Source organism: Scytonema hofmannii PCC 7110 (genome assembly GCF_000346485.2).
Classification (GTDB): Bacteria; Cyanobacteriota; Cyanobacteriia; order Cyanobacteriales; family Nostocaceae; genus Scytonema; species Scytonema hofmannii.
On sequence record NZ_KQ976354.1, the window covers coordinates 848166 to 873376 of the forward strand.

The window sequence follows — 25211 nt, forward strand, 5'->3', positions numbered from 1 at the left end:
TTTTAACGTAGGTAAGCTTCAATAACTTTAGAATTGTTATAGACTTGCTCTGGTGTACCTTGAATGATGAGAGAGCCAGCATCTAAAAAGAAGACGCGATCGCATATCTCTTTCACGACATCTGGATTGTGCTCGATTAACACAGCAGATTTATTTTGTCGCGGTAAGTCTTTAATAAGTGGAATAATTTGCTCTATCGCTGCAGGCGAGACTCCAGCTATTGGTTCATCTAGTAGTAGCAAATCTGCACCTGTTGCCAAGCAGCAAACAATACTTAAAAGCTTTTGCTGACCGTAAGAAAGGTCTTCAGCTAAAGTATTGGATTTGTCTGCTAATCCTACATTATTTAGTATTTTCTGGGAAATTTGAGAATGTTTAATTTCTCGATTTTCAGATTTTTTCCAGTTCAGAAATAAGTTCGTAAGTTTTTCACCTGGTTGATGCTTAAATGAAAGCAATACATTTTCCAATACAGTCAAACGCCGAATTAACCTCAAGTCTTGAAATGTTCTGGTAATCCCAATTTTTGCAATTTCATGAGGAGAAAATTGGTGTAAGTTGCGCTCGCGAAAAATCACTTTCCCACTATCAGCACGAAGCAGATTTGTCATTACATTGAAAAGTGTAGTTTTGCCCGATCCATTTAGACCAAGTAAACCAACAATTTCCCCTGCTCTAATGCTACATGAAATCTCATTCAGAACTTTCAACCCATCAAAGCTCTTTGATACTTTTTCTAATACTAAAAAATTTGATTTTAATTTTGTCATATCTTTCCCTCGTTTGCAAGAAAAATTCTCCTAACAAACCTTGCGGTCGCCAAAGCATAAAAGCTATTAAGAGGCTTCCGTAAAAGATTTGACGAATATTTGCAGCTAAAGTAGTTGGTAAGCCCAAAAACCTTAGCAGTTCAGGTAAGGCAATGAGAAATGTTGCACCAACAATTGAACCCCACAAATTACCAGCACCACCAACAATCACAATGGAAATAATAAAAATGGATTCTGTCACTGTGAAGCTTGTAGGATCGATGAAGGTAACGTAACTGGCATACAAACAGCCAGCAACTGCTGCTATCATTGCTCCTACTACAAAAATGGTGATCTTGTAAGCAAAAACATTTTTTCCCAGTGAGACTGCAAAGATTTCATCTTCACGAATGGCTTTCAGAACTCTCCCAAATGGTGAGTGAACAATTCGGTAAACTATCCCTAAAACTGGAATACAAACAGCATATGTTAGCAACAGAAAATCTAAAGGAGTAGAAATTTGCCAGTCCCATAAAGTGGGTTGAGGGATTCCTGTTAATCCCATTGGTCCGCGTGTTAAATCTACCCAGTTATTGAAAATATTGAAAATAATAACCTGAAAACCAAAGGTGGCAATTGTGAAGTAGTCACCACGAGTTTGAAGAGCAGGTATACCTACTATAATCCCTATGAATCCTGTCAGAGCAGTAGCACTTAAACAATTTATCCAGAAAGGAGTGTTCAAGTTTAAAGCCATGAGCGCTAAGGTGTAAGCTCCAATACCGTAAAAAGCTGCATGAGCAATAGAAAGCAATCCTGTATATCCTGCTACAAGATTTAAGGAGACAGCAAGGATAGTATAAATTCCGATAAGTATACCGATATGAATAAGGTATTGCATTAGCTTTTACCTAAAAATCCTTGTGGTTTCAGGAGAAGAAACGCCAACAAGAGAATGAACGCGATTGTTTCTTGCCATTGAAAACCGATGAATGAGGCTCCTACATTCTGAGCAGTGCTGAGAAACAAAGCTCCTAGTAGAGAGCCAGAAATTCTCCCTAAACCACCTACGATCGCAGCAACAACACCTGCCATCATGAAATTCATACCCATGGTTGGAGTCATATCAATATCAAAAGAAATTAAAATACCTGCGACTCCTGCTAGAGCAGAACCAAGCGCAAAGGTTACTCCAATTATTCGATTGCTCTCAATTCCAGCAATTTCAGCTAGTTGGGGATCGTTGGCAACAGCTCGAATTGCCTGTCCTGTTCTCGTTTTTTTTAAAAAAAGCGCCACAGCAATGACAAGCACGAGACTAACGCAAACAATCGCAATTTGAATAGAAGTGATTCGAGCATCAAAAAAACTGATTCCTTCCTCTATAACACCAGATCGAATTGTTCTCGTGGTATCACCAAAAGTCACAGAAATAACATTCTGCAAAACAGTATACGTTCCGAGAGACGCAAGCAAGAGAATCAAAGACGTTGCTCCTTGCTTTCTCAATCGTCGATAAATAAAAAAATCTATGAGACATCCAAGCAATGCACTTAGTATTACAGCAATAATGCCTGAGATAATGAGGGGAAAATGCAACCACTCCTTAAACAAAAATGTAAAATACGCACCAGAAGTTAGAACAATACCGTAGGCAAAATCGAAAAAGTGTGTTGTTTGATAGATAAGTGCAAATCCAAGAGCTATTAAGGTTGTAACTCCCGTTGCGATCGTTATATTAACTATAATTTGAGTCATGCTTACTTCCCTATAGCTACAAACTTACCTTTTTGAATCGTTTTAAAAACTACAGGTTTGACAACATCTCCATTTTTATCAAATACAATCTTTCCGGTAACACCTTCGTAACTTTTCCTAGTACTAAAGTAGTTCTTGATACTTGTTCCGGTGACTTGACCATCACTGCTGTTCGCCGCTTGATATGCCATCATAAAAGCATCATAAGAATGTCCTTCTACCCAACCTGGTTTGTATTTATACTTTTTCTCAAAAGAATTGACAAAATTGTCAACTTTAGGATTTTTGATAATTGTGGGATCGAACCCAGTTGCCAAAGGATAAGTAATCCCCTCGGCTGCGTTCCCAGCTAGTTTAATGAACTCATCATCTTCAATAGCTGTTGTCCCTAAGAATTGAGATTGAATTCCTAACTCACGAGATTGCTTTAAAATACGAGCAGTATCAGCAAAGTAGCCAGCTACATAAACTACATTGGGTTTAAGACTGGCGACTTTAGATAATACAGGGCGGAAATCAGTTGCTTTGTCAAGATAGCCTTCCTTCAAAATAACATGACCACCTTTTTGCTCAAAGGTTTTTTGAAAAATATTTGCGATCGCCAGTCCGTAGTCATTATTTAAATGGAGAATGGCAACACTTTTAAAACCTCTTTGAGTAGCTAGTTCAGCAATCCTAGTTCCCTCAACTAAATCGCTTGGCCAAATGCGGTAAATATATTCGCCTGCATTTGTAATTGCTGGAGCAGAAGAAGTAGGAGCAAGAACAACAACCTGGTTTTTTTCTGCTATCGGTGCGATCGCAAGTGTTACAGCACTAACAATATCTCCTACAATCACTGGAACTTTATCCACATCAATCAGTTTTTGCGTTGCTGTCACACCTGTTTTGGGTTCTGCTCGCGAGTCCTCAAAAATTGCCTTGGCTTTCTTCACCTCTTTTGCGTTAATTTCTTCCATCGCCAGCTCGATAGCCTTTTTCCCTTTTTCACCATAGGATGCAGCATCGCCAGTTAATGGAAATAACACTCCTATCTTGATTTCTGGAGGTTGATAAGAGGAGGATTGATTGTTAATAGAAGTGCAAGATGTTACCGTAACCAGAAGGACACTCGAACTAAAAAGGATTGTTCGTATCAAAAGACGACGTTTCATAGTACTGTCCTAAAAATAGGGAGTAGCAAGGTGGTTTCATAGGGAGCATCCCCATTTGGAAACGCGCCTACGATTGGAAATCGTGGCTATACAAACTAAGTCCGCAAGGCAAGGACTAGTTCTTAGCCTGCGAAGGCACATGAAAAGCAGACGACAGTTTAAGACCCTTAAAATTATTCTTTGCTTGTATAAAATAACTTTGCCACAAAAATAGAGAGTAGGGAAGAGCAATATTCATATTGGGTTGTGAGATTTTTCTATGATTAGAGACCTTTAAATACAAAATATCCCAGAATTTATTGTGGTGCGTGCGTCCCTGCCACTCATAGAGAACGGGTAGGGACACCCGTCCCACAATATAAGGTAATTTATTTCTTGCAGTTCCCTTAGCTAACTTGAAGTAGTTCCAGAGCATTGGTAATACTTGAATTACCATAAACAAATCCTTTACTACCTCGAAAGCGCCCGTCAGGTTCAATTGTGAAAATATCTTGCTGCCAATTATGTTCGTCAATGCTTTCTGTTACAGGAACGTAGTTGAAGCGATCGCATATAACATTGACGTTTGCTTGCTTTAATTCAAGTAGAGATTTTTCTAAGCGCTTTTGGAATAAATAAGAGATTTGATTTGTGCTCGCTCTACCTATGCTGACTAAAGGGCGAACAATTAAGCTTGCGCCAATAGACTTTGCAAAATTCCCAACAGCTAATAATTCGCTAACATTTTCATCGTCAACAACGCAACTAATTTCTACAGAAACATTGAGTTCTCTCAAAGCTGCGATCGCATCCATCGCTTGTTGCCATGCTCCTTCACTACCGCGACGAGAATCATGCATAGTTGGATTCGTTGTATCCAAACTGATTTGTGCGACTTTTAATTTTCTTAGTACTTCTGTATGGGTTTTAGCCAAGCTTTGAATCTGGAAACCGTTGCTGAGAATGCTGGTATCTAATCCAATGTTTTGAGCGTAGTCGAGTAAGTCAACTGTTTTTGACCACATGAAAGGTTCACCACCTGTAATGTGAACGCTTTTTAAGCCAGATTCATGCATCATTCCTAAGATTGTTTGCCAGTTTTCAAAAGAAACAATCCCTGTTCTTTCCGAGATGCTTGAACTATTAAAGCAATAGAAGCAGTTCTGATTGCATTTCCGCGAGATTTCCAGATTCAAATGAGACACAGCAAGACTCCTTTTATATTGTTTAAATAGGACACACCACACCCTTTTAGATAATGAAAAAAATTCCCTTTATCATGAAAGAGGCAGATAAAAACCCTGATTTTTTACGAAAATTTTTCCAACTATGATACAGCGTTACTTTTTCAACATTTTTATTCTCAAGAGAGGATAATTATTGAAAATAGCTAACGACAAATGAGGGCTTGTCGAAACCCTCAAAATGACTTTTTCCACATACTGTGAAAAGTCAGGTTTAAAGAACAAACTTTACTTTATCATTAAAGAGACTAGTAATTATAAATACTTGATAATTTTTTTAAAGAACAGTAGTACTGTAGATAGGGAGAAAGTCTATCAAAAGCCTTATGTGGCGGGCTTTATTCTTACCTACGTATATTTCCAAAAACAGAATATAGTCCTATAGAACTATACAAAAAATTTATAATTCACTCCAATTCAATCAAATAATTGGCATAGCAAATAAAGACGTTGTATCTCAGGTATTTGTAACATTTGAAATCCGGATTACAAGCCTTAACGAATCGTCTCATTTGCAATCAACATTTTCAGAAACCCGGTTTCTCAAAGAAACCGGGTTTCTAGATTTTGTGTTAGTTTTGATTCTGCTATTTATTGATTTTTTTTATTTATTTTCATTGATTTCAAAGTCTTATTTATAAATCGGTATAAAGTACTTGCAAACTCCCTTTATCCCATAAAATTACCGATCTTCTTCTCCTCTTTCTTCGTGTACTTTGCGTCTTTGCGGTTTATTTAATTAAATAATCTTCGAGCGGGATAGGAGTAGTTATTTATTTATGAAAAACTAGAAATTGATTAATGATTCAAATCCCCTCCTTTTAAGTACAAAATTCACTGGTCACTGTTCAATTGCTCCCAGATCCAAAAACCTATATTTTTCTTCAGGCAAAGCTTTTATACCCCGAATATTCATTCCAGCAAAGGGTTGATTGATAAATTTGGAAACTTCATTTCCTTTGGTGTCCCATAGAATGACTGTTTCATCATGAGAGCCACTGGCAATGAGTGAATATTGAGTGTTCCAAGCAATTGACCAAATCCAGTGATCGTGTTTTTTAGAAAAGGTCTTAATTAACTTGGTTTGTCGAACGTCCCAAAGGTTAATCGCCCCATCATTTCCTCCACTCACGAGAAATTTACCGTCAGGACTGAAGACAACAGAATGTACTTGATCGGTGTGACCTTCCAGTGAAGCAATGCACTTGGAAGTTTGAACATCCCAAAACTTGATGGTGCGATCAGAACTTGCACTTGCTAATAACCTATCATCGGGATTAAATGCGAGTGACCAGATCTTATCTTCATGACCTTCGAGAATATTGATGGCAATCTCAGGGTTACGGCTTGGAGGTGCAAATAGCTTAAAAATATCATCCGTACCGTTATTGAATTTCCGCAGTACAATTTTGCCATCTTCACCCGCGCTTGCCAGGATTCGATTGTCATGACTAAATGTAGAAGACCACACTTGACCATCATGCTCGGTTAAAGTAGCGATCGCCTCAACAATTCCCTCAAGTTTTCGCCAGTTCCCTTCTTGCAAGTTTCTACGGTAAGTTTCCAAATATTCATCCAGTTCCCGCAAATCCCAGAGAACTACTGTATAGTCTGCACTAGTACTTGCAAGGACTCGATTATCTGGACTAAACGCTACCGATCTCACAGGGTCAGTATGCTCTTTAAGAATATCGACTTGAGTTCCTGTCGCTAGATCCCAGAGCTTGACCTGGTTATCCGATCCGCCAGATGCTAAGACTTGACCGTTAGGGCTAAATGCCACTGTCCAAGTTCTGGTAAAGTCTCCTCGCAAGACTTTGATTCGTTCCAAACAATATTGATTAGCTGATTTCTGTTGAATTTGCAGTAGGGGAATTTGCCCATCGTCACAAGCAAGTGCTAACGTTTTTCCATCAGGGCTAAAGGCTAGGTTCCATACCCAACTAGTGAGCCCTTCAAAAACATGAGTTGGCTGTACCCGCCATCTTTTCTCCCCATTCGGGCTGGATTCAATTTTCCAACTTTTTACCGTTTTGTCATCGCTCGCACTGACGAGGATGTGTTCTAGATTGCGAGATGTTTGGTTAAATGCAACACCTAAGACTTTGCCTTTATGTGCTTTCATTTGTTGCACTGCTCTTCCATCTACCAAATCCCACAAGATAACAGTGCCGTCATAACTTGCACTGGCAAGTAAGTCACCATTGTGACTAAAACTAACAGCCCATATGGCATCGTCATGGCTCAATATGTCATCGTTTTGATGTTCGAGCAACTGAATTTGTTCGCCTGTTTCTACTTGCCAAAGTCTCAGGGAACCATTCGCTGTACCTGTTGCTAAAATTTTTCCATTGGGACTAAATGCTAAGGCATAGATGGCACAAGTGTGTAAGCTTAATTCCCATTGGCACTCTAATTGGTTGTTGTGACAAGACCACAGTTGTACGTTCCCCTCATTGGAAGCGGCTGCAAACAATTGCCTTTGAGTTTGCTTGGGACAAAAGGCAAGACGAATTCCGCGAAGATTTTTCAAGTGCAAATCTGTTATTTCTTCAAATCCAACACTTGCATCCCACAGCTTGACCATTCCTTCGTCATTTGTAGCAGCTATGAATCCACGGTCATTACCTCGACTACCACAGTAAAAGTTGGCACTAAACCCAACGGATTTTACTGCACCGCTATGTTCTAAAGGGAGCAAAAAGCTGCGATTCTTCTTACCGTTGACTCGCCAAAGCCGAACTATACCATCGTCGCCACCACTTGCAAGGAGTTCGCCATCTGGGCTAAATGCGAGTGACCACACCCAACCTGTATGCTCTCGTTCAAAAGCGCGATCGAACTGCCAACTCGTACCATCAAATCGCCACAGCCTCACTTTGCCATCAGCATCCCCTACGGCAATCTTTTCTTCTTTTGGACTGAAGGCAATGGTATCCGGACATCCCAATCCTTCAGGGAGAAGGCAGTCAACTAATGTGGTATTTTCAAAGTTGGTGTAGCGTAGGTTGACCCCTTTGAAATTTGCCTGCCGAATTGTGAGTTCAGAGAAATCCCAACCTTCAATATCAATTTGAAGCCCACAAAGCAGGTTAAAGAGATTTCCGGTTGTATAGCCACACCATCGTTCGGGATCGACTTGCAGTGTTGCAATGCATTGTTTGAGGTGATCTGCTAAATCTTGGTTGGTTTTGAAAACTTCTTTGAGTCTAGCTTGTAAGGGTTCTAGGACTGAACGAATTTGTTCTTGGCGATCCTGCTCTTCTGCTGTGGCTTTAACTAAGATGAGTGCATCCAGCTCGTCAAAATGCTGATTGTGAATGTCTTGCAACACGTCTTTAATGACTAATGCCCGACTACCCTCAGCAATAACAGGGTGGACAAGGTAGCGTCTGCGACTATCTAGATCCAGAAGCGATCGCCCTTTCAAAGAGTCGATGTATGCTTTGAGACGTGCCAACAAGTTCTCTGAAAGAATATCTTCTGGCAATTCAGAATAAGCAACTGCCCTACCGTAACTAGCAATTCGGTATAGTAATTCCTGTTCTGGTTGAGTCAAATTCTCGATTAACTCTTGAACCCGAATACCCAAATCATCAGAAACTTTGATATCTTCTAAATAACGGGAAACACTGCCGTCATATCTTGACTGAATATCTGCTGCAACCAGACGAATTCCTAAAGGGCTACCGCCCAATTTGTCAGTTAGCTGTTTTAGTTGATCGGGAGATGGCTGTAAGTTTCGCTTGGACAGAATAGTTTGTACTTCATCGGATTTCAACCCTCGTAAATCAATAGAGCGAATTGGACGTTTAATCAACTCATTATCAGTTTCCTTAAGAGGAAATTCCCGACAGGTAATTATAATATGACTGTTATGTCCTGCCCCAGCAAGCTGTTCTACGAGTTTGCCGTAGTCACCGTATTGCTTAATATCGTATTCACCCACCAAACCTTTGGATTTAAAAACTGTTTGGAAGTCGTCCAGAATCAGCAAACAGCGAAACGATCGCAAGTACTGAATGAGTTGAGAAATTAACTGCTCTAAGGCTTTGACTTCATCTAGTTCTGTATCTGGTATTTGTAGAGAAAAGCAAGTGCTGAGCAGTTCAGAAATAAATTCGTTTAGCTTTTTGGGGCGGCGCAAAGATTTAAAGATAATTGCGATAAATTCGCAGTTGTCTTTATTTAAATTGGCTTGTTCGTTAGCAAACCGATACACAAGGGAACTTTTCCCAATACCACCAGGACCCTTGACAATGGTTAGTTTTGTTTGCTTGTCTAGAGCGTATTCTCCAATCTCTTTAAGTTCATCTTTACGCCCAACAAACACTAAGTCTGAGACATCTAGAGTTTCGTCAAAATGGTTTTGGGGAGTTTTAGGAATATTTTGGTCTAGCTCGGTTGACTGTTGAGACATGGTTTGTAAAGCCAACAATGCATCAGCGTTTGGATGCAACTGCTTGAATCTCACCTCAATTGCCACTCGAAAGTTGGTCTTGTTCAAGCTAGAGTTGAGAACTCGACTTAAAAGTTTCAGCAGCTTTGGACCCGCAGATTGCATCAGATAAGAGAGTTTATACTCGCTTGACTTTGCCATATCTTCATAAGTTTTTCCCTGCCAGATTCCACTGAGCACAAATTTTTCACCCTCACTTAGGGCGCGATTGCGCTCAGCCAATACTGCTTCTTCAATAAAGTTCAGCACTTCTTGGGGGATATGGTCTGCTTGCATAGCTTTCACCCGAATGCGGTTCGACCAATATACAAGAATAAACTAACTTAGCTTGAAACTCTTTTAATAAAAGTTAAGTTTTCTTAGAAGTAGGGAGTGGGGAGTAGGGAGTTGGGAGTAGGGGTGAGGGGGTGAGGAGGTAGAATTCTCCTCATCTCCCCATCTCCTCATCTCCCCACTCCCTTTTTTAAAGACATAACTTTAAGCTAAGTTGACTTAATACCTACTTGACAGGGCAAAATTACTCAGATATCTTTAAGATATCTTTAAAAAAAGATAGGTGTTTGAGGTCTACAATATGCATCCCTCTCCAGCCAAGCTCGACACACCCGAGAAAGTCATCAATTATTGTTGTGAAGAAATTTTAATAAATATGACTTGGCGAGGGGGAGGAAATGGTGTGGTTGTGATTTGTAGTGATGTCATCAAGAACGGTGCGATTAGTGGCTCGATTGAAGGTTGGCAAAATGTTAGTTTTTATATGAACTGCGAGCACATTCAGGTTTATCGTCCCCTGCTGAAGAGGCAATCTTGCTATCCAACGGACGTTTGTGAAGTATTTGGGTTTATAGAGAACGAACTGTTAAGAACTTGGAAAAGTTCTGCTAACGGTTTTGCAAACAACTCCATGAAAAGTTCTGTGAGTGGCAGATTGACGATACGAAGTGAATGTATCAACAATACAGGTCGGGTTCGCGTACTCGTTGGAGAAACTGTTCGTCGGAGGATGTTTGTTGAAACTAAATTTCTCGCTAGTTAGAAAATAGTTCAAATGTGAAGCTTCAATCCTTGTTACAAGGATGGCTCAAATTAATAAAAAAATCCAAGATATAACCTAGCTTTGAGGGTGGTTACCATTCCTGGCAGGTGCAACAGAATTTAGATTCTACGCGCCTGTCATTCTTGTGTTTCCGTCCTGTTTATCAGTGCGTTTTCACTAAAGAGACTGTAGCAACCGTGCAATTGAGTTTTTGTCAACAGAATATATGTTATCAACAAAAACCATTGGAGTGCATAACCATGACAACAAATCAGTACAGCCCTTTGTTCAAATTGACTGTTAAATTTTTCAAGTATTTCCTGTTAGCAGTCTTTGGGTTTGCGATCGTTTGCCTTGTATCAGTGAGTTTTGGAGGTTCAAGTATTGTCACAATAATGTTACCCTTTGTGGGGACTTGGTTTGGTAAGTTGGCAATTCTCTTGTTGTGCTTGATGATTGTGACAGCTTTCCTAGAGTCTCTACGTTAGGGGTTAGGGGTTAGGGGCTAGAGGGACAAGGAGGACAAGGGGGAAATAATATCGCTTATACCCAATTCCCACTCCCCACTCCCCACTCCCAACTCCCAACTCCCAACTCCCTTTATCAAACTCAAGATTGATGAGTTATTTGCCTAAAACTTGACAAAATTGAACTCAGAAATCTTATATGCGAGCCTCGCAAAGGGTGAAGGATGATTAAATCCTGGATGGTGATTGGCGGAGTGGCATTCTTGGTTGCATTAGCTTCTAACATCATTACTCCCGATGATGTTAAATGGTTTAAGCGATTGCAAAGACCGAGATGGCTTACTTTTGAGGCAGCAATCCCAGTTATCTGGACTGTAGTATTTATTTGTGGTGCTTGGTCAGCTTATATTGTTTGGGAAAAAAATCCAGGAACAACTAAAACTTGGTTGCTCATGGTTTTATATCTCCTCTTAGAAATTCTTACAGTCGCTTATAACCCAGTTATGCTTCGACTCCGCAGTTTAAAAGCGGGTACGATTATTGGCGGTACGGGTTTTATTGAAGGAATTATATTAGCACTAGCAGTTTTATCCGTCTCTGGTTGGGCATCACTGCTCATTGTTCCCTATTTACTTTGGAGTCCCATTGGTACGTATACCACTTGGAAAATGATACAGCTTAATCCAAAAGATGCGTAAGTTAGATAGTTGTTAGTTGTTAGTTGTTAGTTGTTAGTTGTTAGTTGTTGGTAGCCACTAACCACTAACGATGACAGGCGAGACGCCTGTCCTACATCACTAACCACTAACAATTCAAACTTACGACTGATTAAAATTATGTACTCAATTGCCACAATTGCCTTGTGTGGCTTGACAAATAAGGTATACCACAATGATTCAATCTTGGATGGTAATCGGGGCTGTCACTTTTTTAATTGCAGTTGGGAGTTTTTTCATAACACCTCGTGATGTCAAGTGGTTTGCACGGTTAACTCGCCCGCGTTGGTTAGTCTTTGAACCACTTATTCCCCTCATTTGGACTGTTATTTTTATTTGTGGTGCGGCTTCTGCTAATATTGTTTGGCAGCATAGCCCAGGCATTTTGAGAAGTTGGATTTTTATGGGTCTGTTTCTCCTGTTGGAAATCCTGACTGTGTCTTACATTCCAGTCATGCTAAGGTGGCGGAGCTTAAGAATAGGAGAAATCATTGGGTCAATTGGCGTTATTCTTGGCGTGTTGCTTACAATTGCTGTTGTACCAATATCTAAACTGGCGGCGTTACTGCTCGTTCCGTATCTAATCTGGAGTCCAGTAGGAACTTATACTACAGAAGAGTTAATTCAACTGAATCCTCAAGATGCTTGAGAGTTGGTGGTTAGTAAGGGCGCGGCGGCCTTGCGCCCCTACAGTTGTTGGTGCTGTAGGCACAAGTCATTGCGCCCTTACAGTGGTCGGTACCGTAGGACAGGCATCTTGCCTGTCATCGTTAAGGCGCGGCGGCCTTGCGCCCGTACAATAGGTGGTACCGTAGGACAGGCATCTTGCCTGTCATCGTTAGTAGTAAGGTTCTAAAATAAACGTCCAAAACGTGCATTGAACGGATTGTCGGGATTCGCTTCATTATTTAGCCAAGCCCACATCTGATCGCCCAAGGAAAAATGCCACCACTCTCTGGGATTGCGCTTGAATCCTGCTTTTTCCATAACACTACAGAGAAGTTGTCGATGAGCGTGATACTGTTGCGCCTGTAAATCGTTAGCGTTGACAAAATGCAACGGATGCGATCGCTCTGACATCTCGTCAATAGGCGACCCCATATCGACAATTGCGCCTGTAGCATCCACCAATGTGATATCAACAGCAGCCCCCGTACTGTGAGGAGGAGGAGTTTTTTCGTCCAAACTGGGTTCAGCCCAAATTTTATAAACCGCCTCCCAAATCTCCTGGAGTTGATTTGGTGATAATTCAGCCTCACTCAGCCCTCTCATCTCCAAGGCTTGAGAAAAAGCATAATTCACCATAAACTGCTGTACCTGTACGGGGCGGTAGGCATCAAAAATTTGGATAAGCCAGTTAGGACGAATTTGCTGAAGATAGTTCTGAGCAACTATCAAGCTATCAACAACGCTTTTACGGAGAAAATAAGGTGAGACTTTGCCATAAGGAGCACCCAACCTTTCATAAGGATGGGGAGATTCCACAGCCAACAGTTCCAAAGGAATCTCTACTAACGGCTCACCACACTCAATAATCAATACTTTATGATACGCTCGCATCTTAACACTGGTCACTGGTCACTGGTCACTGGTCACTGGTCACTGGTCACTGGTCACTGGTCACTGTCCTCCGGTACAGGATCGTAGCCGCCTGGATGAAATGGATGGCAACGTAAAATACGCCTAATCGCCAACCAACTACCTCGCCAGACTCCAAATCGTTCAATAGCTTGGAGAGCATACATTGAACAAGTCGGTTGAAAGCGACAGCTTGGAGGAAACATGGGTGAAATAAACATTCGGTAAAACCGAATCGGCAAAATTAGTAATAATTTCATTATGTTGCTCAAATCTAATAAAGTGGTAGTTAAAGGTTAAAGTTTTTATCTTGTTTTATCTTTGCTAAATTCATTACCTGGTTTAGAATCAATCCCTCCTGTTTACCTACAAATTGCCATTGCGGCAATTTGGGTGTTCTTCATGCTTCTGATTGCATGGCGGGTCAATCGCCTTGAAGATAAAGACCCTGAAGTTGTAAGAAAGATCGTACATATTGGGACTGGGAACATAATCTTAGTTGCTTGGTGGCTGCGTATTCCAGCCAGTGTGGGCATTACCGCTTCGATTGTAGCGAGTGCAGCCACCTTATTGTCTTACCGATTTCCTATACTCCCCGGTATTGATAGCGTTGGGCGCAAAAGTCTCGGAACTTTTTTCTATTCTGCCAGTATTGGTATTCTTATTGCTTGCTTCTGGTCGATACAGCAACCCCACTATGCAGTCTTGGGAGTCTTAGTGATGACATGGGGTGATGGACTAGCAGCACTTGTTGGTCAGCGATTTGGCAAGCACAAATACAAAGTTTTGGGGAGACAAAAAAGTTTGGAAGGCTCTCTAACAGTGACTGCTGTTAGCTATCTGATCGGTAGTTCAATCTTACTTAGCGTACAAGGTAATGTCTGGCAAACTTGGTTGGTTTCTTTGGCAGTTGCCTTAGTGGCTACTGGCTTGGAAGTTGTTTCAATGTTTGGGATTGACAATTTGACAGTTCCTTTGGGTAGTGCCGCAGTCGCTTTCTTTTTAAATACTTGGTTAGTGGGTAGTGGTTAGTCGTTCTACCCACTAACTACTGTACGGGCGCTCTTGCATTGCGCCCCTACTAAACCACTAACATTTAGTATCTGTATTGCCGATAAAAATTCCCGTGACGCGGAACCCCGTGACGATATCCCTTACGTGGATGCACCCTGTAGTGATGATAGTGATAGTGATACACCTTTCGGGGATAATGAACGGGGCGATGATGGTAGACAGGACACGGGCAACGGTAACCCCGACGATGATGCACTCTGTAATGCCGCACTTTTCGATGACGAACTTTACGACAGTGGTAATGTTTAGCTTGTATGAGTTCTCCTTCTGGTTCTAAATTATCTTCAGTTAATAAATATTTTTGTGCTTCAGGTGAGAGGAGATTCATCACGTTGGTGTCAGCCTCTGTTTGACAAGACTGTTGCTGGTTTTTAATCCTTCTATTTGTTTGTGCTGTGGCTGTTTCAAACCCCAAACAACTCAGCAATATTAAGGCACTGACTGCAAACCGCAAATAACTGTTTTTGGACAACATTCTTTCGGTGCTCCTAGTTTTTTGTTCCCTTTTTGTCCCCTGGGAATCCCTTTTGCAAGGTTTTGGCTGAAGCTATCCTTTGTATTTAGTTGAAGAGAAAGCAAAGCCTATAAAAATGGGTTATCACGCATGACAGACAAAGGAGAGTTATTAGCGATCGCAACTCTATTATTGCAATAATCTTTATTATTTGTTAATGTTTGCATTGTTGTAGATAAACAAAATCAACCCTTTTAAACACTGCTAGCGACAGGCTGTAAATGATTTCTTGGAAAGAGCGAAGCAAAAAGATAAACAACACTCGTGTATTTTTCAATACAAATAAAATCTAACTGTATTTATAGACTGATATATAGTAAATAAGTGCGAAGCAGGGGTTCTGACACCTCAATTATCGTATCCCTTGCAGTATTGGTTTCTAACCAAGTTTATGTTGTGATTCTGTAACAATTTTTAATTTATCAATATTAAAAACTATTTCATCAGAAGAAGCTTTTAATCATGAGAAATGATTTCTTCTTACTTATATGTAAAATAGATTACAAAAATCTAACAACCGAGAGAATATAACCAATCAGAAGCCATACCTAGAAAGAGATTAAGATAAAAGCACTGCTCAATAAATTTCAAGACTAAATATGGCAATATGATGCTCAAAAAATAATTTTTTATTCTGCAAAAAATAAAATGAATTTTTTTAATAATTCTGTGCCGCCTTTGCGCCGCAAACAAGCTACCTTAGAAAATTATCATTTACAAGGGTTTCGGCAAGTTAACTGGCAAATAGGCAAAATACAACTGTATTCCAATTTTTACACCCGTCTTGACCAATCTTTTATACTTTGGGGTTTATTGATAGTACCAATGTTTGTCACTGCCCAATTCTTACCTGTTAGTTGGAATTTACAGGCAATTTTGTGGTCTATACTTTCCATTTTTGGTATTGCAGGAATGCTTTACTGGACTCACTATTGGGTAAAGCAAAGACAAGTCTGTTGGATATTATATTGCTGGGTTCTGTTGATGCTATTGGGTGTAGTGTTAACTGATTTGGGCGTTTTCTTAGGCTGGGGAGAAATACTGTTAAATTTATGCCCTATGTGGTTGGGTTTGTGCTCGTTAGGATATTTGTGTACTGGGTTAGCAATACACTCGCGAACCTTACTCTTTACAAGTGTTATTCACCTATTAGGAATTTTGATTTTGCCTTATGTAGCTGGTTGGCAATTTTTATTGACTGGCGCTGTGATGTTTTTCTGCTTGTTTCTATTAGCTGAGTTGGAATGGGATCATTGTTAAAAATAGTTAGTGGTTAGTAGAAAAACAACTAACCACTAACCACTAACCACTAACCACTAACTACTAACCATTACCAACGCTCGGCTGTTTTTTGCTTATAAACCTCACCTGTAAATGGTTGTATGCCAATATTTGGATATGCATCATTAGTAGGAGTAAAAATCCGCATTGCTGCTTCAGAAACAAACTGAGTAAAATCGGCAAGTATCTTGGAGATAGCCATAATACCAATACTCCCTTGTTTGTAATTGCTTGAATTGTTATATCTCTCCAGTGTAGTTGGCAGATTTTTGCTTGTCTCTCATTAGAAATATATTTATACTGTCCGCAACAATAAGAGATAGATGTTTGCAATAGTTAAGCTGCGAAAAGGGTAAAGCTGAGGGGAAAGGATAAGTTTCTCTTACCTTAATGCGCTCATCTTTTTCTTTATTACCACATACAACTATTAAAAAATTTTAAATAATAGATTAAGATAATAATATGCACCACGTAGAAATACGGGTTTCAGGCATTTTCAAAAAAAAACAATCTAGTAGTTGACAAGAGTTATGGTAAAAACTACCATAAATCATAAGCTTTCTTCCAAGGGCGCTATGCCATGACCAGTTTCCCAGTATTGAACTATGCATCTACAGACCGTCAGAAGCAGCAGAGTTTGGAAAATCAAGAGTTAACATTTTCATCTCTTGATTACAGTTTGCTGGCAGACCTTTACCAGTTGACAATGGCAGCTTGTTACACCGGAGAAGGTGTAGAACAACGGCAGGCAAGTTTTGAGTTGTTCGTCAGACGCTTGCCACAAAATTTTGGTTATTTAATTGCAATGGGTCTGGCACAAGCGTTGGAGTATTTGGAAAATTTTCGCTTTAGTGCAACTCATGTGGAAGCTTTACAAGCGACAGGAATTTTTACAAATGCGCCCACCCGCTTTTGGTCAGTCTTGACTGAAGGACGTTTTACAGGAGATGTTTGGGCAGTGCCTGAAGGGACAGCCGTGTTTGCCCATGAACCACTGTTGCGAGTAGAAGCCCCCCTCTGGCAAGCACAGTTGGTGGAAACCTACCTGTTAAACACCCTGAATTATCAAAGTTTGATTGCTACACGGGCAGCAAGATTGCGCGATGTAGCATCTGAGAATGCAACTCTGTTGGAATTTGGAACAAGACGGGCATTTAGCCCCCAAGCTTCTTTGTGGGCAGCACGTGCGGCTTTAGCTGGTGGTTTGGATGCGACATCAAATGTGTTAGCAGCACTGCAACTGGGACAAAAGCCCAGTGGTACAATGGCTCATTCTTTGGTTATGGCATTGTCAGCAATGGAAGGTAACGAAGAAGAAGCTTTTACAGCATTTCACCGTTATTTTCCCGGTGCGCCATTGTTGATTGATACTTACGATTCAATAGCCGCAGCCCAGCGTTTGGCCCAAAAGGTCAATTCTGGGGAAATGGAATTATCTGGAGTCAGGCTGGACTCAGGAGATTTGGTGTCCTTGTCAAAACAAGTGAGATTGCTGCTTCCTGGAGTGTCGATTTTTGCCAGTGGGGACTTGGACGAGTGGGAAATAGCTAAGTTAAAGGCTGCTGGTGCTGAGATTGATGGTTATGGTTTGGGAACGCGTTTGGTCACTGGTTCTTCCGTAAATGGAGTTTACAAACTGGTGGAAATAGATGGTATCCCAGTGATGAAACAATCAACTGGGAAAGGAACTTATCCAGGGCGCAAGCAGATTTTTCGCACTTTAGAGGGGGGTAAGGTGAAAACCGATAAGTTGGGACTGGCTGCTGAAAATTCTTTTGAAAATTCTTTGGAGGAACAACCTTTATTGGAACTCTTTATTAAGGAGGGTCAAAGAGTGCGATCGCCTGAAACCATAGCACAAATTCGGCAGCGCACAACTGCTTCAGTCGCCAGTTTGCCAGATGAAGTCAGACAACTGAATAACCCCGTGTCAGTACAAGTGGATATCTCTACTGCCCTAGAAGAACTGACACAAAAAACCAGAAAATAAACCAGTGACCAGTGACCAGTGACCAGTGACCACTAACTACTAACCACCAACCACTAACCATGAGAATCGCATTATTTGGTACGAGTGCCGATCCACCAACTGCAGGACATCAAGCTATTATCAAATGGCTGTCCAATAAATACGATTGGGTAGCAGTTTGGGCTGCAGACAATCCATTTAAGTCCCATCAAACAAGATTGGAACATCGCGTGGCAATGATGCATTTGTTAATTAAGGATATAGATTCGCCACAGCACAATATTGGATTGGAACAGCAATTAAGTAGTTTGAGAACGCTAGAAACATTAGAAAAAGCAAAAGCTCGTTGGGGAGACGAATCAGAATTTACGTTAGTAGTAGGTTCGGATTTGCTATCTCAACTGCCAAGATGGTATCGAATTGAAGAGTTATTACAGCAAGTACAACTTCTAGTCGTGCCACGTCCGGGATTCGCTATAGATGAATCTAGCGTACATATCGTACAAAAACTAGGAGGAAAAATCGAGTTTGCCAACTTTATCGGTCCGGATGTTTCTTCAACTGCTTATCGAGAAAGTGGCGATAGCGAAGCCCTCACACCCCTTGTCGTTGACTATATTCATAAAGAGCATTTGTATAAATGTTTATCCAAAAATGTAGCTTGTTAAACGAAGTATCATTAATCACTGGTCACTGGTCACTGGTCACTGGTCACTGTTAAAACCCTCACTGCTTTAAACAATTGGTTCCTATGCCAGGACGCAGCCAAAGAAAGTTTGTTGCTCCACTCAATCAACCTCCTTTAGCGGATTTTAAGGTTGGTGTGGATAATGTTATTTTTTCTGTAGATACTGCCCAAAACCGCCTGCTTGTTTTACTAGTGATGAGACAGCAGGAGCCATTTTTGAATCATTGGAGCCTTCCCGGTACTTTGGTGCGTCAAGGTGAGTCTTTGGAAGATGCGGCTTATCGCATTTTGTCAGAGAAAATTAGGGCAAAGAATCTCTATTTAGAGCAGTTGTATACTTTTGGAGGACCGCAACGCGATCCACGGGAAGCAAGTGATAGTTATGGTGTGCGTTATCTTTCGGTGAGTTATTTTGCCCTCGTGCGATTTGAGGAAGCAGAATTAATTGCCGATCGCATGACTGGAATAGCTTGGTATCCTGTAAAGCAGGTGCCACAATTGGCTTTTGACCACAACGAAATTCTGGCTTACGGACACAGGCGTTTGCGAAATAAGTTGGAGTACAGCCCAGTGGCTTTTGAGGTTTTGCCAGAAGTGTTTACTTTGAATGATTTATATCAGTTATATACTACGGTTTTGGGGGAAAATTTTTCTGATTATTCTAATTTCCGCGCACGTCTGCTGAAGTTGGGTTTTTTATGCGATACAGGAATAAAGGTGTCGCGAGGGGCTGGTCGTCCAGCTAGTTTATATCGGTTTGATGCCGAAGCTTTTGCTCCGTTGAAAGATAAACCTTTAGTTTTTATTTAACCGCAAAGACGCGAAGAACGCAAAGAGAAGAAAATGAAGATTGCGATCGCTCAACTTAATCCTATTATTGGTGATTTGCTGGGAAATTCAAAAGAGATTCTGGAAGCGGCTAAAAAAGCAGCGAGTGTTGGGGCTCGTTTGCTATTGACTCCAGAACTTTCGTTATGTGGTTATCCTCCTAGAGATTTATTACTGAATCCCAGTTTTGTGCAGGCCATGGATTTTAATTTGCAACAATTAGCAAGGGATTTGCCGCCTGAACTTGCTGTTTTGGTAGGAACTGTTGATGAAAATATAAAAGCACATAGCAATGGTGGCAAAACGTTATTTAATAGCATTGCTTTGTTGGAAAAAGGTCAGGTACAGCAGATTTTTCACAAACGGCTTTTGCCTACTTATGATGTATTTGACGAAAACCGCTATTTTGAACCTGGATTAAAAGCGAATTATTTTTCTTTAGATGATATTAATATTGGCGTAACTATTTGCGAAGATTTGTGGAATGATGAAGAATTCTGGGGCAAACGCAGTTACACCACAAATCCAATTGCTGACTTAGCCATTTTAGGTGTAGATTTGGTGGTAAATTTGTCGGCTTCTCCCTACAGTTTTGGAAAACAGCGGTTTCGAGAAGAAATGCTCAGACATAGTGCCGTGCGCTATCAGCAACCCGTTGTCTACGCGAATCAGGTTGGGGGAAATGACGATTTAATTTTTGATGGCAGAAGTTTTGCCCTCAACCGTCAAGGTGAAATGGTGTGCCGTGCTTCTGGTTTTGAGAAAGACTTGGTTGTGGTGGAATTTGATGAGGTGCAGAGGGATTTGCAAGTGGGTTCCATTGCACCAAGATATGAGTCTGAAGATGAGGAAATATGGCACGCTTTGGTTTTGGGATTGCGGGATTACGTGCGTAAGTGCAGCTTTTCTAAAGTTGTGCTGGGTTTGAGTGGTGGTATAGATTCTTCATTGGTTGCTGCTGTTGCTACTACAGCAGTTGGTCAAGAAAATGTCCTCGGTGTTCTTTTGCCTTCACCTTATAGTTCGGATCATTCGATTGGTGACGCTTTAGCATTGGCAAATAATCTGGGGATCAAAACTCATATCCTACCTATAGGGAAATTGATGGAAGGTTATGACAATACCTTAGCCGAGTTGTTTGCAGGGACGGAGTTTGGATTGGCAGAGGAGAATCTTCAATCCCGAATTAGGGGGAATTTGTTGATGGCTATTTCTAACAAATTTGGTCATCTCCTCTTATCGACTGGTAATAAATCAGAAATTGCAGTTGGTTACTGCACTCTTTATGGGGATATGAATGGTGGATTGGCAGCGATCGCTGATGTTCCTAAAACTCGTGTTTATTCCATTTGTCGGTGGTTGAACAATCAGGCACTCTTGAGTGGGAAGTGGGGATTGGAGCAAATGTCTTCCAATTCTCAATCTATAATTCCAGAAAACGTCCTGACTAAAGCACCTAGCGCGGAACTTAAACCGGGTCAAGTTGACCAAGATTCTCTTCCGTCCTACGATGTTTTGGATGATATCTTGGAACGCTTGATTCACCGCCACCAATCCCCAGTACAAATTGTTGCAGCAGGTCACGATCCGGTGACTGTGGACAGAGTCATCGATTTAGTGGCGCGTGCAGAATTTAAAAGGAGGCAGGCTCCTCCGGGGTTAAAGATTACCGATCGCGCTTTTGGCATCGGTTGGCGAATGCCTATTGCAAGTAAATGGGTTGGGATGAAATATAGTTCCTGAGCTTCGATAGGGATGGTGAGCAAGATGCAGCTATAATCGTCTTCTATCTTGATATTCATCCCTGTCTTCTCGATCGCGACTGCTTATGCGGTAGTCATTTCTGTCCTCATCATCTTTGTCGCGATCGCTCTTGCGCTCTTTTTTCTCCTCTAAATTCCAATCTTTTGACTCTTGATAAAATTCCGACAAGCCCTCTAAGCTTTCCACTGCACATTCTAGAGCCTCAAAATATCCTAAAACAGCTTCTGCGTTCTCAGGAGAAGTTCTCCAATCCAAGATTTCATCAGATCTATCTTGTAACCTTTCAATCAACTCTATTTGGCGATTTAGCAATTTTTCTATTCGAGAATCCATTGTAGTTACCTCAGTATTATGAGTGATTAATTAAGAACAATTCCGATGAGACAATTGGGATGTAGCGAAGGAGGGAATGCTTTTGAATTGTCCAAGAACGTATTATAAGCTTTTGAGTGACTTTCAAATACTGTAAATTTAAGTAAGTCGTCACAAGTATAGCTAACTAGTGAAGATCGTCATTTGTCATTGGTAAGACCCTGTAGCTTGGGTTTCGTTCCTCAACCCAAGCTACGCAATATATTTTTTTTAAAATTTAAGATTTACTTTATAACTAAATGCTTAAAATCCGATCAACAGTTAATTGTAATTCTGGAAATGTAGGGGAGATTATGCGATCGCTGCCTCTATAGGCAATAGGTTGGTAAACTCCTTTATCATCTAATTGGTAAACAAAAACAGTAGGAACCTTGGGTTTTCCCAGATAAACTCTACTACCAATAGCTAGGTAGTCTGCAATCCAATACTCAGGAATCCTCAGACGTTGATACTCGTCTAGCTTATCAATGTAATCATCTTCCCAGTTTGTTGATACCACTTCCACAGCAACTTGCAATGGTTCGCGTAGTGCAGAGTATGCAGAACGATTGGTACGCCATATGTCCAAGCTGACTACACTGACATCAGGAAAGCGTCCTTGCTCTTGACCATCTTTAGTTACAGTTGCGATTGTAATTCTACCAGACACCTTATAGTTCAAGCTAAGACGGTCAACTTCTTTGTCTAATTGTTTAGCTATAAAATCTGCTACATCATCGTGCTGCCTAGTTGCTTGTATTCTCACAATCTCTCCATTTACCAACTCAAAACGACCATCCTCAGGATACTGCTCAACAAATTGCTCAAAGGTGAGTTTTTGCTTCTGGTCGGTTGGGGTTGCCATAATGCTTTTGCCTATATATAAACAATACTTTTACTACTATGGGAACACAACTATAGTAATCTTAAATCATTTGTGAGAAACAAGATCCCCAACTTCTTTAAGACATTGGGGATCTGAGCGTTTCAATGTAGTTGAACATGATGCCCAAGACAGCAACGTGGCAAGAATCACAAAAGGAACAGATGGTCGTGCTTTCATCTAGAGCGCCTCTAAAAACTTACCTCTAATTTTTAAGAAAATAAATCTAGTTGTTTTGAATCATTATGTAAAATTTTCATTTTTTTCTTTCCCCTAGCTGATTCCCATTCTTCAAGTTTCCCATTTGCTAAATCACTAAGTCGCTTTACTGCTGGCTCAACATCACCAATTTCTGTACCTAGCCAATACCGACGCAACTTTTCTGCCGCATAGAATGTAGTCCCAGAACCGCCAAAGGGATCGATAACTATTTGTCCTGGGTTTGATGCCATGGCAATGATACGTTCTAGCATGCGGAGGAGCTAATTCATTTGCGCCCCTTGTTTTATATTGGCGGTGTCGTACTGGGGGAATATCACTCCATATTTCCTCAAGTTCTGTCCAAAAAGTTTCCTCGGTGCGATCGCCTGATGCATCTTCCCAGACATCTTCAGGAGTATCCCAAATATCCATCAAATTGATGCCTTGGGGATTTAGCTTTTTACGATGTCCGCCGTAATCTCGAATTTCTCCTCCACAGTGTCGGCAAACTTGAATGGGTGTATATACTTTATTGAAAACAGTGGGTTCTCCTTTCGGATAGTAAAGCAATCCATAATGAGCAGGGGACATTCGCTTGCCACGAGGAAAAGCTTTAGGCATCCTGCATGCAATCCAGTGGCGAAAAAGCATACCTTTTTGGTTTAGGTATGCACCATACTCAATACACCATTTAGGCAAGTTAAAAACAAATAAACTACCTCCTGGCTTCAAAACACGAATGCTTTCGCTCAGCCACTGTTTTGACCATTCAAGGTATTCCTCAGATTTCATCTGGTCGTTCACACCTTTGCCGTAATCCTTACCTAAGTTGAAAGGCGGATCGGCAAATACTAGATCGACACAGGTATCAGGAAGAGTATTTAAAAACTTGAGACAATCACCCTGGTAGAGAATACCATAATCGCTTTGATAAACCTCAATTAAGTTCTCATTAGTAGCAGTCAAAGGCGATAAAAGGCGAATGCAAGACATTGAAAGTTTTTTCTTTTACTAGGCTGTCACTAAATTCTAGTAAATATTAAGCTACAGCGAGAAGTACTTGCTGGAATTTCTCTCCTAGCAACAAAACCGCCTCTTCGATAACAAAACGTCGCGGCGTTTCGTTTTGTTCGCTGAGTTGTTCCACAATCAAGCCGACTTTTTCAGAAATTCTGGGTGGCTGGTATTCTCTACCATTACCAGCATATCTCCATGGCGTCGGCTGTTTTTTCGGTTGATTCTCTTTATGTTTCTTGGTTTCGAGTTGAATATCTTTTTTGGAAACCTCTTGGGTACAAGCTTTTTCCAGCATGGACTTTATCACCTCTACTGGCGTCCGACCTGTGGCTAATTTGTAGAGTGCTGATGGGGACAGGTTGTGATTAATTTTATCAAGTTGTTTGGTGGTGAAGTTTCCAAGTATGGGGGCTAGCTTCAATAGCTGGTTGGCAATGCCTGATATCCATCCTAGAGAATTGACCAGGGCTTCTTCATACTGTTTGGGCTTGAGTCTTTCTTTGAGGAATAACAATAATTGCCCAATTTTAGCGGCTCCTAGTAATAAAGACGGGTTTGTGTAGCTAATCTCGCTTATAACTTCCTTTACCAGGTCTTTACCCGGTTTAGCGAGTCTACGGATGAGAAGTTGAACTTCTCCGGCAACTGTTTCAGAAAAATCCACAGCAGGAGCTGTTTCCGGTGCTTTAGTCATGCTAAGATCACTCCAGAATTAAATTTACGTTATTTTTTTGAGGAAGTGCTCTTGCAGTCAACTTGAGCACTTCCTCTTTCACTCATAATACAATATTCCGGAAATTTTTCTTGTAAAATTTTCTGTAGGGTTTTAGATTTTTCTAGAGAAAAAACACTAACTTTACACGTTTAACATGAGCGCGAAAGCAAGCTATATTGTCTAGAAATAAATCATCACATATGTAGTAGACATCCTTGTCCACCTTACTTAGATACTTATGTCGCTACTGCTTAAATAGATTGAAAAAGTTTGTGTAGTATGCGATCGCGCCCAAGAACTAGATTCTTGGCAATCAAGGGGAGCAGACTTCAGCATTGACTCTGAATTTTTTGGACACAGCTAAGCGACGGCGAGAAGTGCTTGCTGAAAGGGCATCTTCGATGACAAAAAGTCGCGGCTTCCCATTTTGTTCGCTCAGTTGTTCTACAATCAAGCCTGCCTTTTTAGAGATTCTAGCTTGATCTTTAGGGAGCATCCACTTTCGGAAGAAACATAGTTCTTTGATGCCAGAAACCTGACTATACCGTTTGTCTAAAAAAGTCGATCTGCCAAAAGTGGATGCTCCCGATATTTACCTGACTTTTCATGGTAAGTCCTCAACCAACGAAATTACGTTACTTTTTCCACAGGCTTATTATCAATAACTTGAATTTATTGATAATAGCTAACGAAAACACAAGGGTTGGAGAAACCGTTACAATTGCCTTTTCCACATAACGTGAAAAGTCAGGATATTTACCCAGGCTAGAACTTTAGAAATTTAAG

The 25211-nt window shown here is 40.8% G+C and carries 27 protein-coding genes; 10 read left to right on the plus strand and 17 right to left on the minus strand.

Translation table 11 applies throughout. The annotated features are described in order from the left end of the window. Nucleotides 1-2 precede the first annotated feature (2 nt). The 6 genes from WA1_RS03645 to WA1_RS03680 all read right to left on the minus strand — a co-directional run bounded on the left by WA1_RS03645 (nucleotide 3) and on the right by WA1_RS03680 (nucleotide 9619). Nucleotides 3-770, minus strand: a complete 768-nt coding sequence (locus WA1_RS03645) for an ABC transporter ATP-binding protein (protein WP_017741570.1) — start codon at nucleotides 768-770, stop codon at nucleotides 3-5. Then, nucleotides 715-1650, minus strand: coding sequence for a branched-chain amino acid ABC transporter permease (locus WA1_RS03650; RefSeq protein WP_017741571.1), 936 nt, complete (start codon nucleotides 1648-1650; stop codon nucleotides 715-717). Before WA1_RS03650 ends, WA1_RS03645 begins: the two co-directional genes overlap by 56 nt. Beyond that, nucleotides 1650-2507, minus strand: coding sequence for a branched-chain amino acid ABC transporter permease (locus WA1_RS03655; protein WP_017741572.1), 858 nt, complete (start codon nucleotides 2505-2507; stop codon nucleotides 1650-1652). The genes WA1_RS03650 and WA1_RS03655 overlap by 1 nt, the downstream gene beginning before the upstream one ends. 2 nt (nucleotides 2508-2509) lie before the next feature. Next, nucleotides 2510-3661 (minus strand): ABC transporter substrate-binding protein, encoded by a 1152-nt coding sequence (locus WA1_RS03660; RefSeq protein ID WP_017741573.1) that lies wholly within the window; start codon nucleotides 3659-3661, stop codon nucleotides 2510-2512. A gap of 386 nt (nucleotides 3662-4047) precedes the next feature. Then, complete coding sequence (locus WA1_RS03670; protein ID WP_158516590.1) at nucleotides 4048-4845, minus strand: radical SAM protein; 798 nt, start codon at nucleotides 4843-4845, stop codon at nucleotides 4048-4050. A gap of 880 nt (nucleotides 4846-5725) precedes the next feature. Beyond that, entirely contained in the window at nucleotides 5726-9619 is a 3894-nt protein-coding gene (locus tag WA1_RS03680) for a WD40 domain-containing protein (RefSeq protein ID WP_017741577.1), read from the minus strand. Between the two features lie 298 nt (nucleotides 9620-9917). Here WA1_RS03680 and WA1_RS03685 point away from each other — a divergent pair, with 298 nt between their 5' ends. From WA1_RS03685 to WA1_RS03695, 3 genes are all read left to right on the plus strand, one after another. Beyond that, nucleotides 9918-10379, plus strand: coding sequence for a hypothetical protein (locus tag WA1_RS03685; protein WP_017741578.1), 462 nt, complete (start codon nucleotides 9918-9920; stop codon nucleotides 10377-10379). 260 nt (nucleotides 10380-10639) lie between these two features. Then, on the plus strand, nucleotides 10640-10867 hold the full coding sequence (locus tag WA1_RS03690) for a hypothetical protein (protein ID WP_017741579.1): 228 nt from the start codon (nucleotides 10640-10642) through the stop codon (nucleotides 10865-10867). Nucleotides 10868-11070: 203 nt separating this feature from the next. Next, nucleotides 11071-11544: a TspO/MBR family protein gene (locus WA1_RS03695; RefSeq protein ID WP_017741580.1), complete on the plus strand. Its 474-nt coding sequence runs from the start codon at nucleotides 11071-11073 to the stop codon at nucleotides 11542-11544. A gap of 26 nt (nucleotides 11545-11570) precedes the next feature. On the opposite strand, the gene WA1_RS59330 is transcribed toward WA1_RS03695, so the two are convergent. Next, entirely contained in the window at nucleotides 11571-11699 is a 129-nt protein-coding gene (locus tag WA1_RS59330; protein WP_272819056.1) for a hypothetical protein, read from the minus strand. Between the two features lie 38 nt (nucleotides 11700-11737). On the opposite strand from WA1_RS59330, the gene WA1_RS03700 reads away from it, so the two are divergent. Further along, entirely contained in the window at nucleotides 11738-12211 is a 474-nt protein-coding gene (locus WA1_RS03700) for a TspO/MBR family protein (RefSeq protein WP_017741581.1), read from the plus strand. Nucleotides 12212-12414: 203 nt separating this feature from the next. On the opposite strand, the gene WA1_RS03705 is transcribed toward WA1_RS03700, so the two are convergent. Both WA1_RS03705 and yidD read right to left on the minus strand, forming a co-directional pair. Next, nucleotides 12415-13122: a M15 family metallopeptidase gene (locus WA1_RS03705; RefSeq protein ID WP_017741582.1), complete on the minus strand. Its 708-nt coding sequence runs from the start codon at nucleotides 13120-13122 to the stop codon at nucleotides 12415-12417. A 53-nt stretch (nucleotides 13123-13175) separates the two neighbouring features. Further along, on the minus strand, nucleotides 13176-13400 hold the full coding sequence (gene yidD / locus WA1_RS52230; protein WP_081402831.1) for a membrane protein insertion efficiency factor YidD: 225 nt from the start codon (nucleotides 13398-13400) through the stop codon (nucleotides 13176-13178). 61 nt (nucleotides 13401-13461) lie between these two features. On the opposite strand from yidD, the gene WA1_RS03710 reads away from it, so the two are divergent. After that, entirely contained in the window at nucleotides 13462-14172 is a 711-nt protein-coding gene (locus tag WA1_RS03710) for a diacylglycerol/polyprenol kinase family protein (RefSeq protein ID WP_017741583.1), read from the plus strand. Nucleotides 14173-14236: 64 nt separating this feature from the next. Here the strand turns inward: WA1_RS03710 and WA1_RS54600 are convergent, their stop codons facing one another. Next, nucleotides 14237-14689 carry a hypothetical protein gene (locus tag WA1_RS54600; RefSeq protein ID WP_148662606.1) on the minus strand — a complete coding sequence of 151 codons (453 nt, stop codon included), beginning with the start codon at nucleotides 14687-14689 and terminating at the stop codon, nucleotides 14237-14239. Between the two features lie 687 nt (nucleotides 14690-15376). Here WA1_RS54600 and WA1_RS03715 point away from each other — a divergent pair. Then, nucleotides 15377-15988 (plus strand): hypothetical protein, encoded by a 612-nt coding sequence (locus WA1_RS03715; RefSeq protein WP_017741585.1) that lies wholly within the window; start codon nucleotides 15377-15379, stop codon nucleotides 15986-15988. Nucleotides 15989-16058: 70 nt separating this feature from the next. On the opposite strand, the gene WA1_RS58025 is transcribed toward WA1_RS03715, so the two are convergent. Beyond that, nucleotides 16059-16211 carry a hypothetical protein gene (locus tag WA1_RS58025; RefSeq protein ID WP_017741586.1) on the minus strand — a complete coding sequence of 51 codons (153 nt, stop codon included), beginning with the start codon at nucleotides 16209-16211 and terminating at the stop codon, nucleotides 16059-16061. A 378-nt stretch (nucleotides 16212-16589) separates the two neighbouring features. Here WA1_RS58025 and WA1_RS03720 point away from each other — a divergent pair, with 378 nt between their 5' ends. The 4 genes from WA1_RS03720 (at nucleotide 16590) to WA1_RS03735 (ending at nucleotide 21237) form a co-directional block, all read left to right on the plus strand. After that, nucleotides 16590-17999, plus strand: a complete 1410-nt coding sequence (locus WA1_RS03720) for a nicotinate phosphoribosyltransferase (RefSeq protein WP_017741587.1) — start codon at nucleotides 16590-16592, stop codon at nucleotides 17997-17999. 59 nt (nucleotides 18000-18058) lie between these two features. Continuing rightward, a complete protein-coding gene (locus WA1_RS03725; RefSeq protein WP_017741588.1) occupies nucleotides 18059-18646 on the plus strand; it encodes a nicotinate-nucleotide adenylyltransferase in 588 nt (195 codons plus the stop codon). An 83-nt stretch (nucleotides 18647-18729) separates the two neighbouring features. Then, nucleotides 18730-19476 (plus strand): NUDIX hydrolase, encoded by a 747-nt coding sequence (locus WA1_RS03730; protein ID WP_017741589.1) that lies wholly within the window; start codon nucleotides 18730-18732, stop codon nucleotides 19474-19476. Nucleotides 19477-19509: 33 nt separating this feature from the next. Next, nucleotides 19510-21237 carry an NAD+ synthase gene (locus WA1_RS03735; RefSeq protein ID WP_017741590.1) on the plus strand — a complete coding sequence of 576 codons (1728 nt, stop codon included), beginning with the start codon at nucleotides 19510-19512 and terminating at the stop codon, nucleotides 21235-21237. Nucleotides 21238-21267: 30 nt separating this feature from the next. On the opposite strand, the gene WA1_RS03740 is transcribed toward WA1_RS03735, so the two are convergent. From WA1_RS03740 to WA1_RS03760, 6 genes are all read right to left on the minus strand, one after another. Beyond that, entirely contained in the window at nucleotides 21268-21591 is a 324-nt protein-coding gene (locus WA1_RS03740; RefSeq protein WP_017741591.1) for a hypothetical protein, read from the minus strand. A 274-nt stretch (nucleotides 21592-21865) separates the two neighbouring features. Further along, entirely contained in the window at nucleotides 21866-22474 is a 609-nt protein-coding gene (locus tag WA1_RS03745) for a Uma2 family endonuclease (protein WP_017741592.1), read from the minus strand. Nucleotides 22475-22704: 230 nt separating this feature from the next. Beyond that, nucleotides 22705-22944 (minus strand): DNA methyltransferase, encoded by a 240-nt coding sequence (locus WA1_RS59335; RefSeq protein ID WP_272819057.1) that lies wholly within the window; start codon nucleotides 22942-22944, stop codon nucleotides 22705-22707. Beyond that, complete coding sequence (locus WA1_RS03750) at nucleotides 22835-23686, minus strand: DNA-methyltransferase (RefSeq protein WP_272819058.1); 852 nt, start codon at nucleotides 23684-23686, stop codon at nucleotides 22835-22837. The genes WA1_RS59335 and WA1_RS03750 overlap by 110 nt, the downstream gene beginning before the upstream one ends. A 46-nt stretch (nucleotides 23687-23732) precedes the next feature. Continuing rightward, nucleotides 23733-24404, minus strand: coding sequence for a hypothetical protein (locus WA1_RS03755; protein ID WP_017741593.1), 672 nt, complete (start codon nucleotides 24402-24404; stop codon nucleotides 23733-23735). A 334-nt stretch (nucleotides 24405-24738) separates the two neighbouring features. After that, complete coding sequence (locus WA1_RS03760; protein WP_017741594.1) at nucleotides 24739-24921, minus strand: hypothetical protein; 183 nt, start codon at nucleotides 24919-24921, stop codon at nucleotides 24739-24741. Between the last annotated feature and the right edge of the window lie 290 nt (nucleotides 24922-25211).

What these genes read in the sequence shown, in the direction of transcription:
- WA1_RS03645 (WP_017741570.1), bottom strand. Translation starts at nt 770, where the DNA reads ATGACAAAATTAAAATCAAATTTTTTAGTATTAGAAAAAGTATCAAAG.
- WA1_RS03650 (WP_017741571.1), bottom strand. Translation starts at nt 1,650, where the DNA reads ATGCAATACCTTATTCATATCGGTATACTTATCGGAATTTATACTATC.
- WA1_RS03655 (WP_017741572.1), bottom strand. Translation starts at nt 2,507, where the DNA reads ATGACTCAAATTATAGTTAATATAACGATCGCAACGGGAGTTACAACC.
- WA1_RS03660 (WP_017741573.1), bottom strand. Translation starts at nt 3,661, where the DNA reads ATGAAACGTCGTCTTTTGATACGAACAATCCTTTTTAGTTCGAGTGTC.
- WA1_RS03680 (WP_017741577.1), bottom strand. Translation starts at nt 9,619, where the DNA reads ATGCAAGCAGACCATATCCCCCAAGAAGTGCTGAACTTTATTGAAGAA.
- WA1_RS03685 (WP_017741578.1), top strand. Translation starts at nt 9,918, where the DNA reads ATGCATCCCTCTCCAGCCAAGCTCGACACACCCGAGAAAGTCATCAAT.
- WA1_RS03690 (WP_017741579.1), top strand. Translation starts at nt 10,640, where the DNA reads ATGACAACAAATCAGTACAGCCCTTTGTTCAAATTGACTGTTAAATTT.
- WA1_RS03695 (WP_017741580.1), top strand. Translation starts at nt 11,071, where the DNA reads ATGATTAAATCCTGGATGGTGATTGGCGGAGTGGCATTCTTGGTTGCA.
- WA1_RS03700 (WP_017741581.1), top strand. Translation starts at nt 11,738, where the DNA reads ATGATTCAATCTTGGATGGTAATCGGGGCTGTCACTTTTTTAATTGCA.
- WA1_RS03705 (WP_017741582.1), bottom strand. Translation starts at nt 13,122, where the DNA reads ATGCGAGCGTATCATAAAGTATTGATTATTGAGTGTGGTGAGCCGTTA.
- yidD (WP_081402831.1), bottom strand. Translation starts at nt 13,400, where the DNA reads ATGAAATTATTACTAATTTTGCCGATTCGGTTTTACCGAATGTTTATT.
- WA1_RS54600 (WP_148662606.1), bottom strand. Translation starts at nt 14,689, where the DNA reads ATGTTGTCCAAAAACAGTTATTTGCGGTTTGCAGTCAGTGCCTTAATA.
- WA1_RS03715 (WP_017741585.1), top strand. Translation starts at nt 15,377, where the DNA reads ATGAATTTTTTTAATAATTCTGTGCCGCCTTTGCGCCGCAAACAAGCT.
- WA1_RS58025 (WP_017741586.1), bottom strand. Translation starts at nt 16,211, where the DNA reads ATGGCTATCTCCAAGATACTTGCCGATTTTACTCAGTTTGTTTCTGAA.
- WA1_RS03720 (WP_017741587.1), top strand. Translation starts at nt 16,590, where the DNA reads ATGACCAGTTTCCCAGTATTGAACTATGCATCTACAGACCGTCAGAAG.
- WA1_RS03725 (WP_017741588.1), top strand. Translation starts at nt 18,059, where the DNA reads ATGAGAATCGCATTATTTGGTACGAGTGCCGATCCACCAACTGCAGGA.
- WA1_RS03730 (WP_017741589.1), top strand. Translation starts at nt 18,730, where the DNA reads ATGCCAGGACGCAGCCAAAGAAAGTTTGTTGCTCCACTCAATCAACCT.
- WA1_RS03735 (WP_017741590.1), top strand. Translation starts at nt 19,510, where the DNA reads ATGAAGATTGCGATCGCTCAACTTAATCCTATTATTGGTGATTTGCTG.
- WA1_RS03740 (WP_017741591.1), bottom strand. Translation starts at nt 21,591, where the DNA reads ATGGATTCTCGAATAGAAAAATTGCTAAATCGCCAAATAGAGTTGATT.
- WA1_RS03745 (WP_017741592.1), bottom strand. Translation starts at nt 22,474, where the DNA reads ATGGCAACCCCAACCGACCAGAAGCAAAAACTCACCTTTGAGCAATTT.
- WA1_RS59335 (WP_272819057.1), bottom strand. Translation starts at nt 22,944, where the DNA reads ATGGCATCAAACCCAGGACAAATAGTTATCGATCCCTTTGGCGGTTCT.
- WA1_RS03750 (WP_272819058.1), bottom strand. Translation starts at nt 23,686, where the DNA reads ATGTCTTGCATTCGCCTTTTATCGCCTTTGACTGCTACTAATGAGAAC.
- WA1_RS03755 (WP_017741593.1), bottom strand. Translation starts at nt 24,404, where the DNA reads ATGACTAAAGCACCGGAAACAGCTCCTGCTGTGGATTTTTCTGAAACA.
- WA1_RS03760 (WP_017741594.1), bottom strand. Translation starts at nt 24,921, where the DNA reads ATGCTCCCTAAAGATCAAGCTAGAATCTCTAAAAAGGCAGGCTTGATT.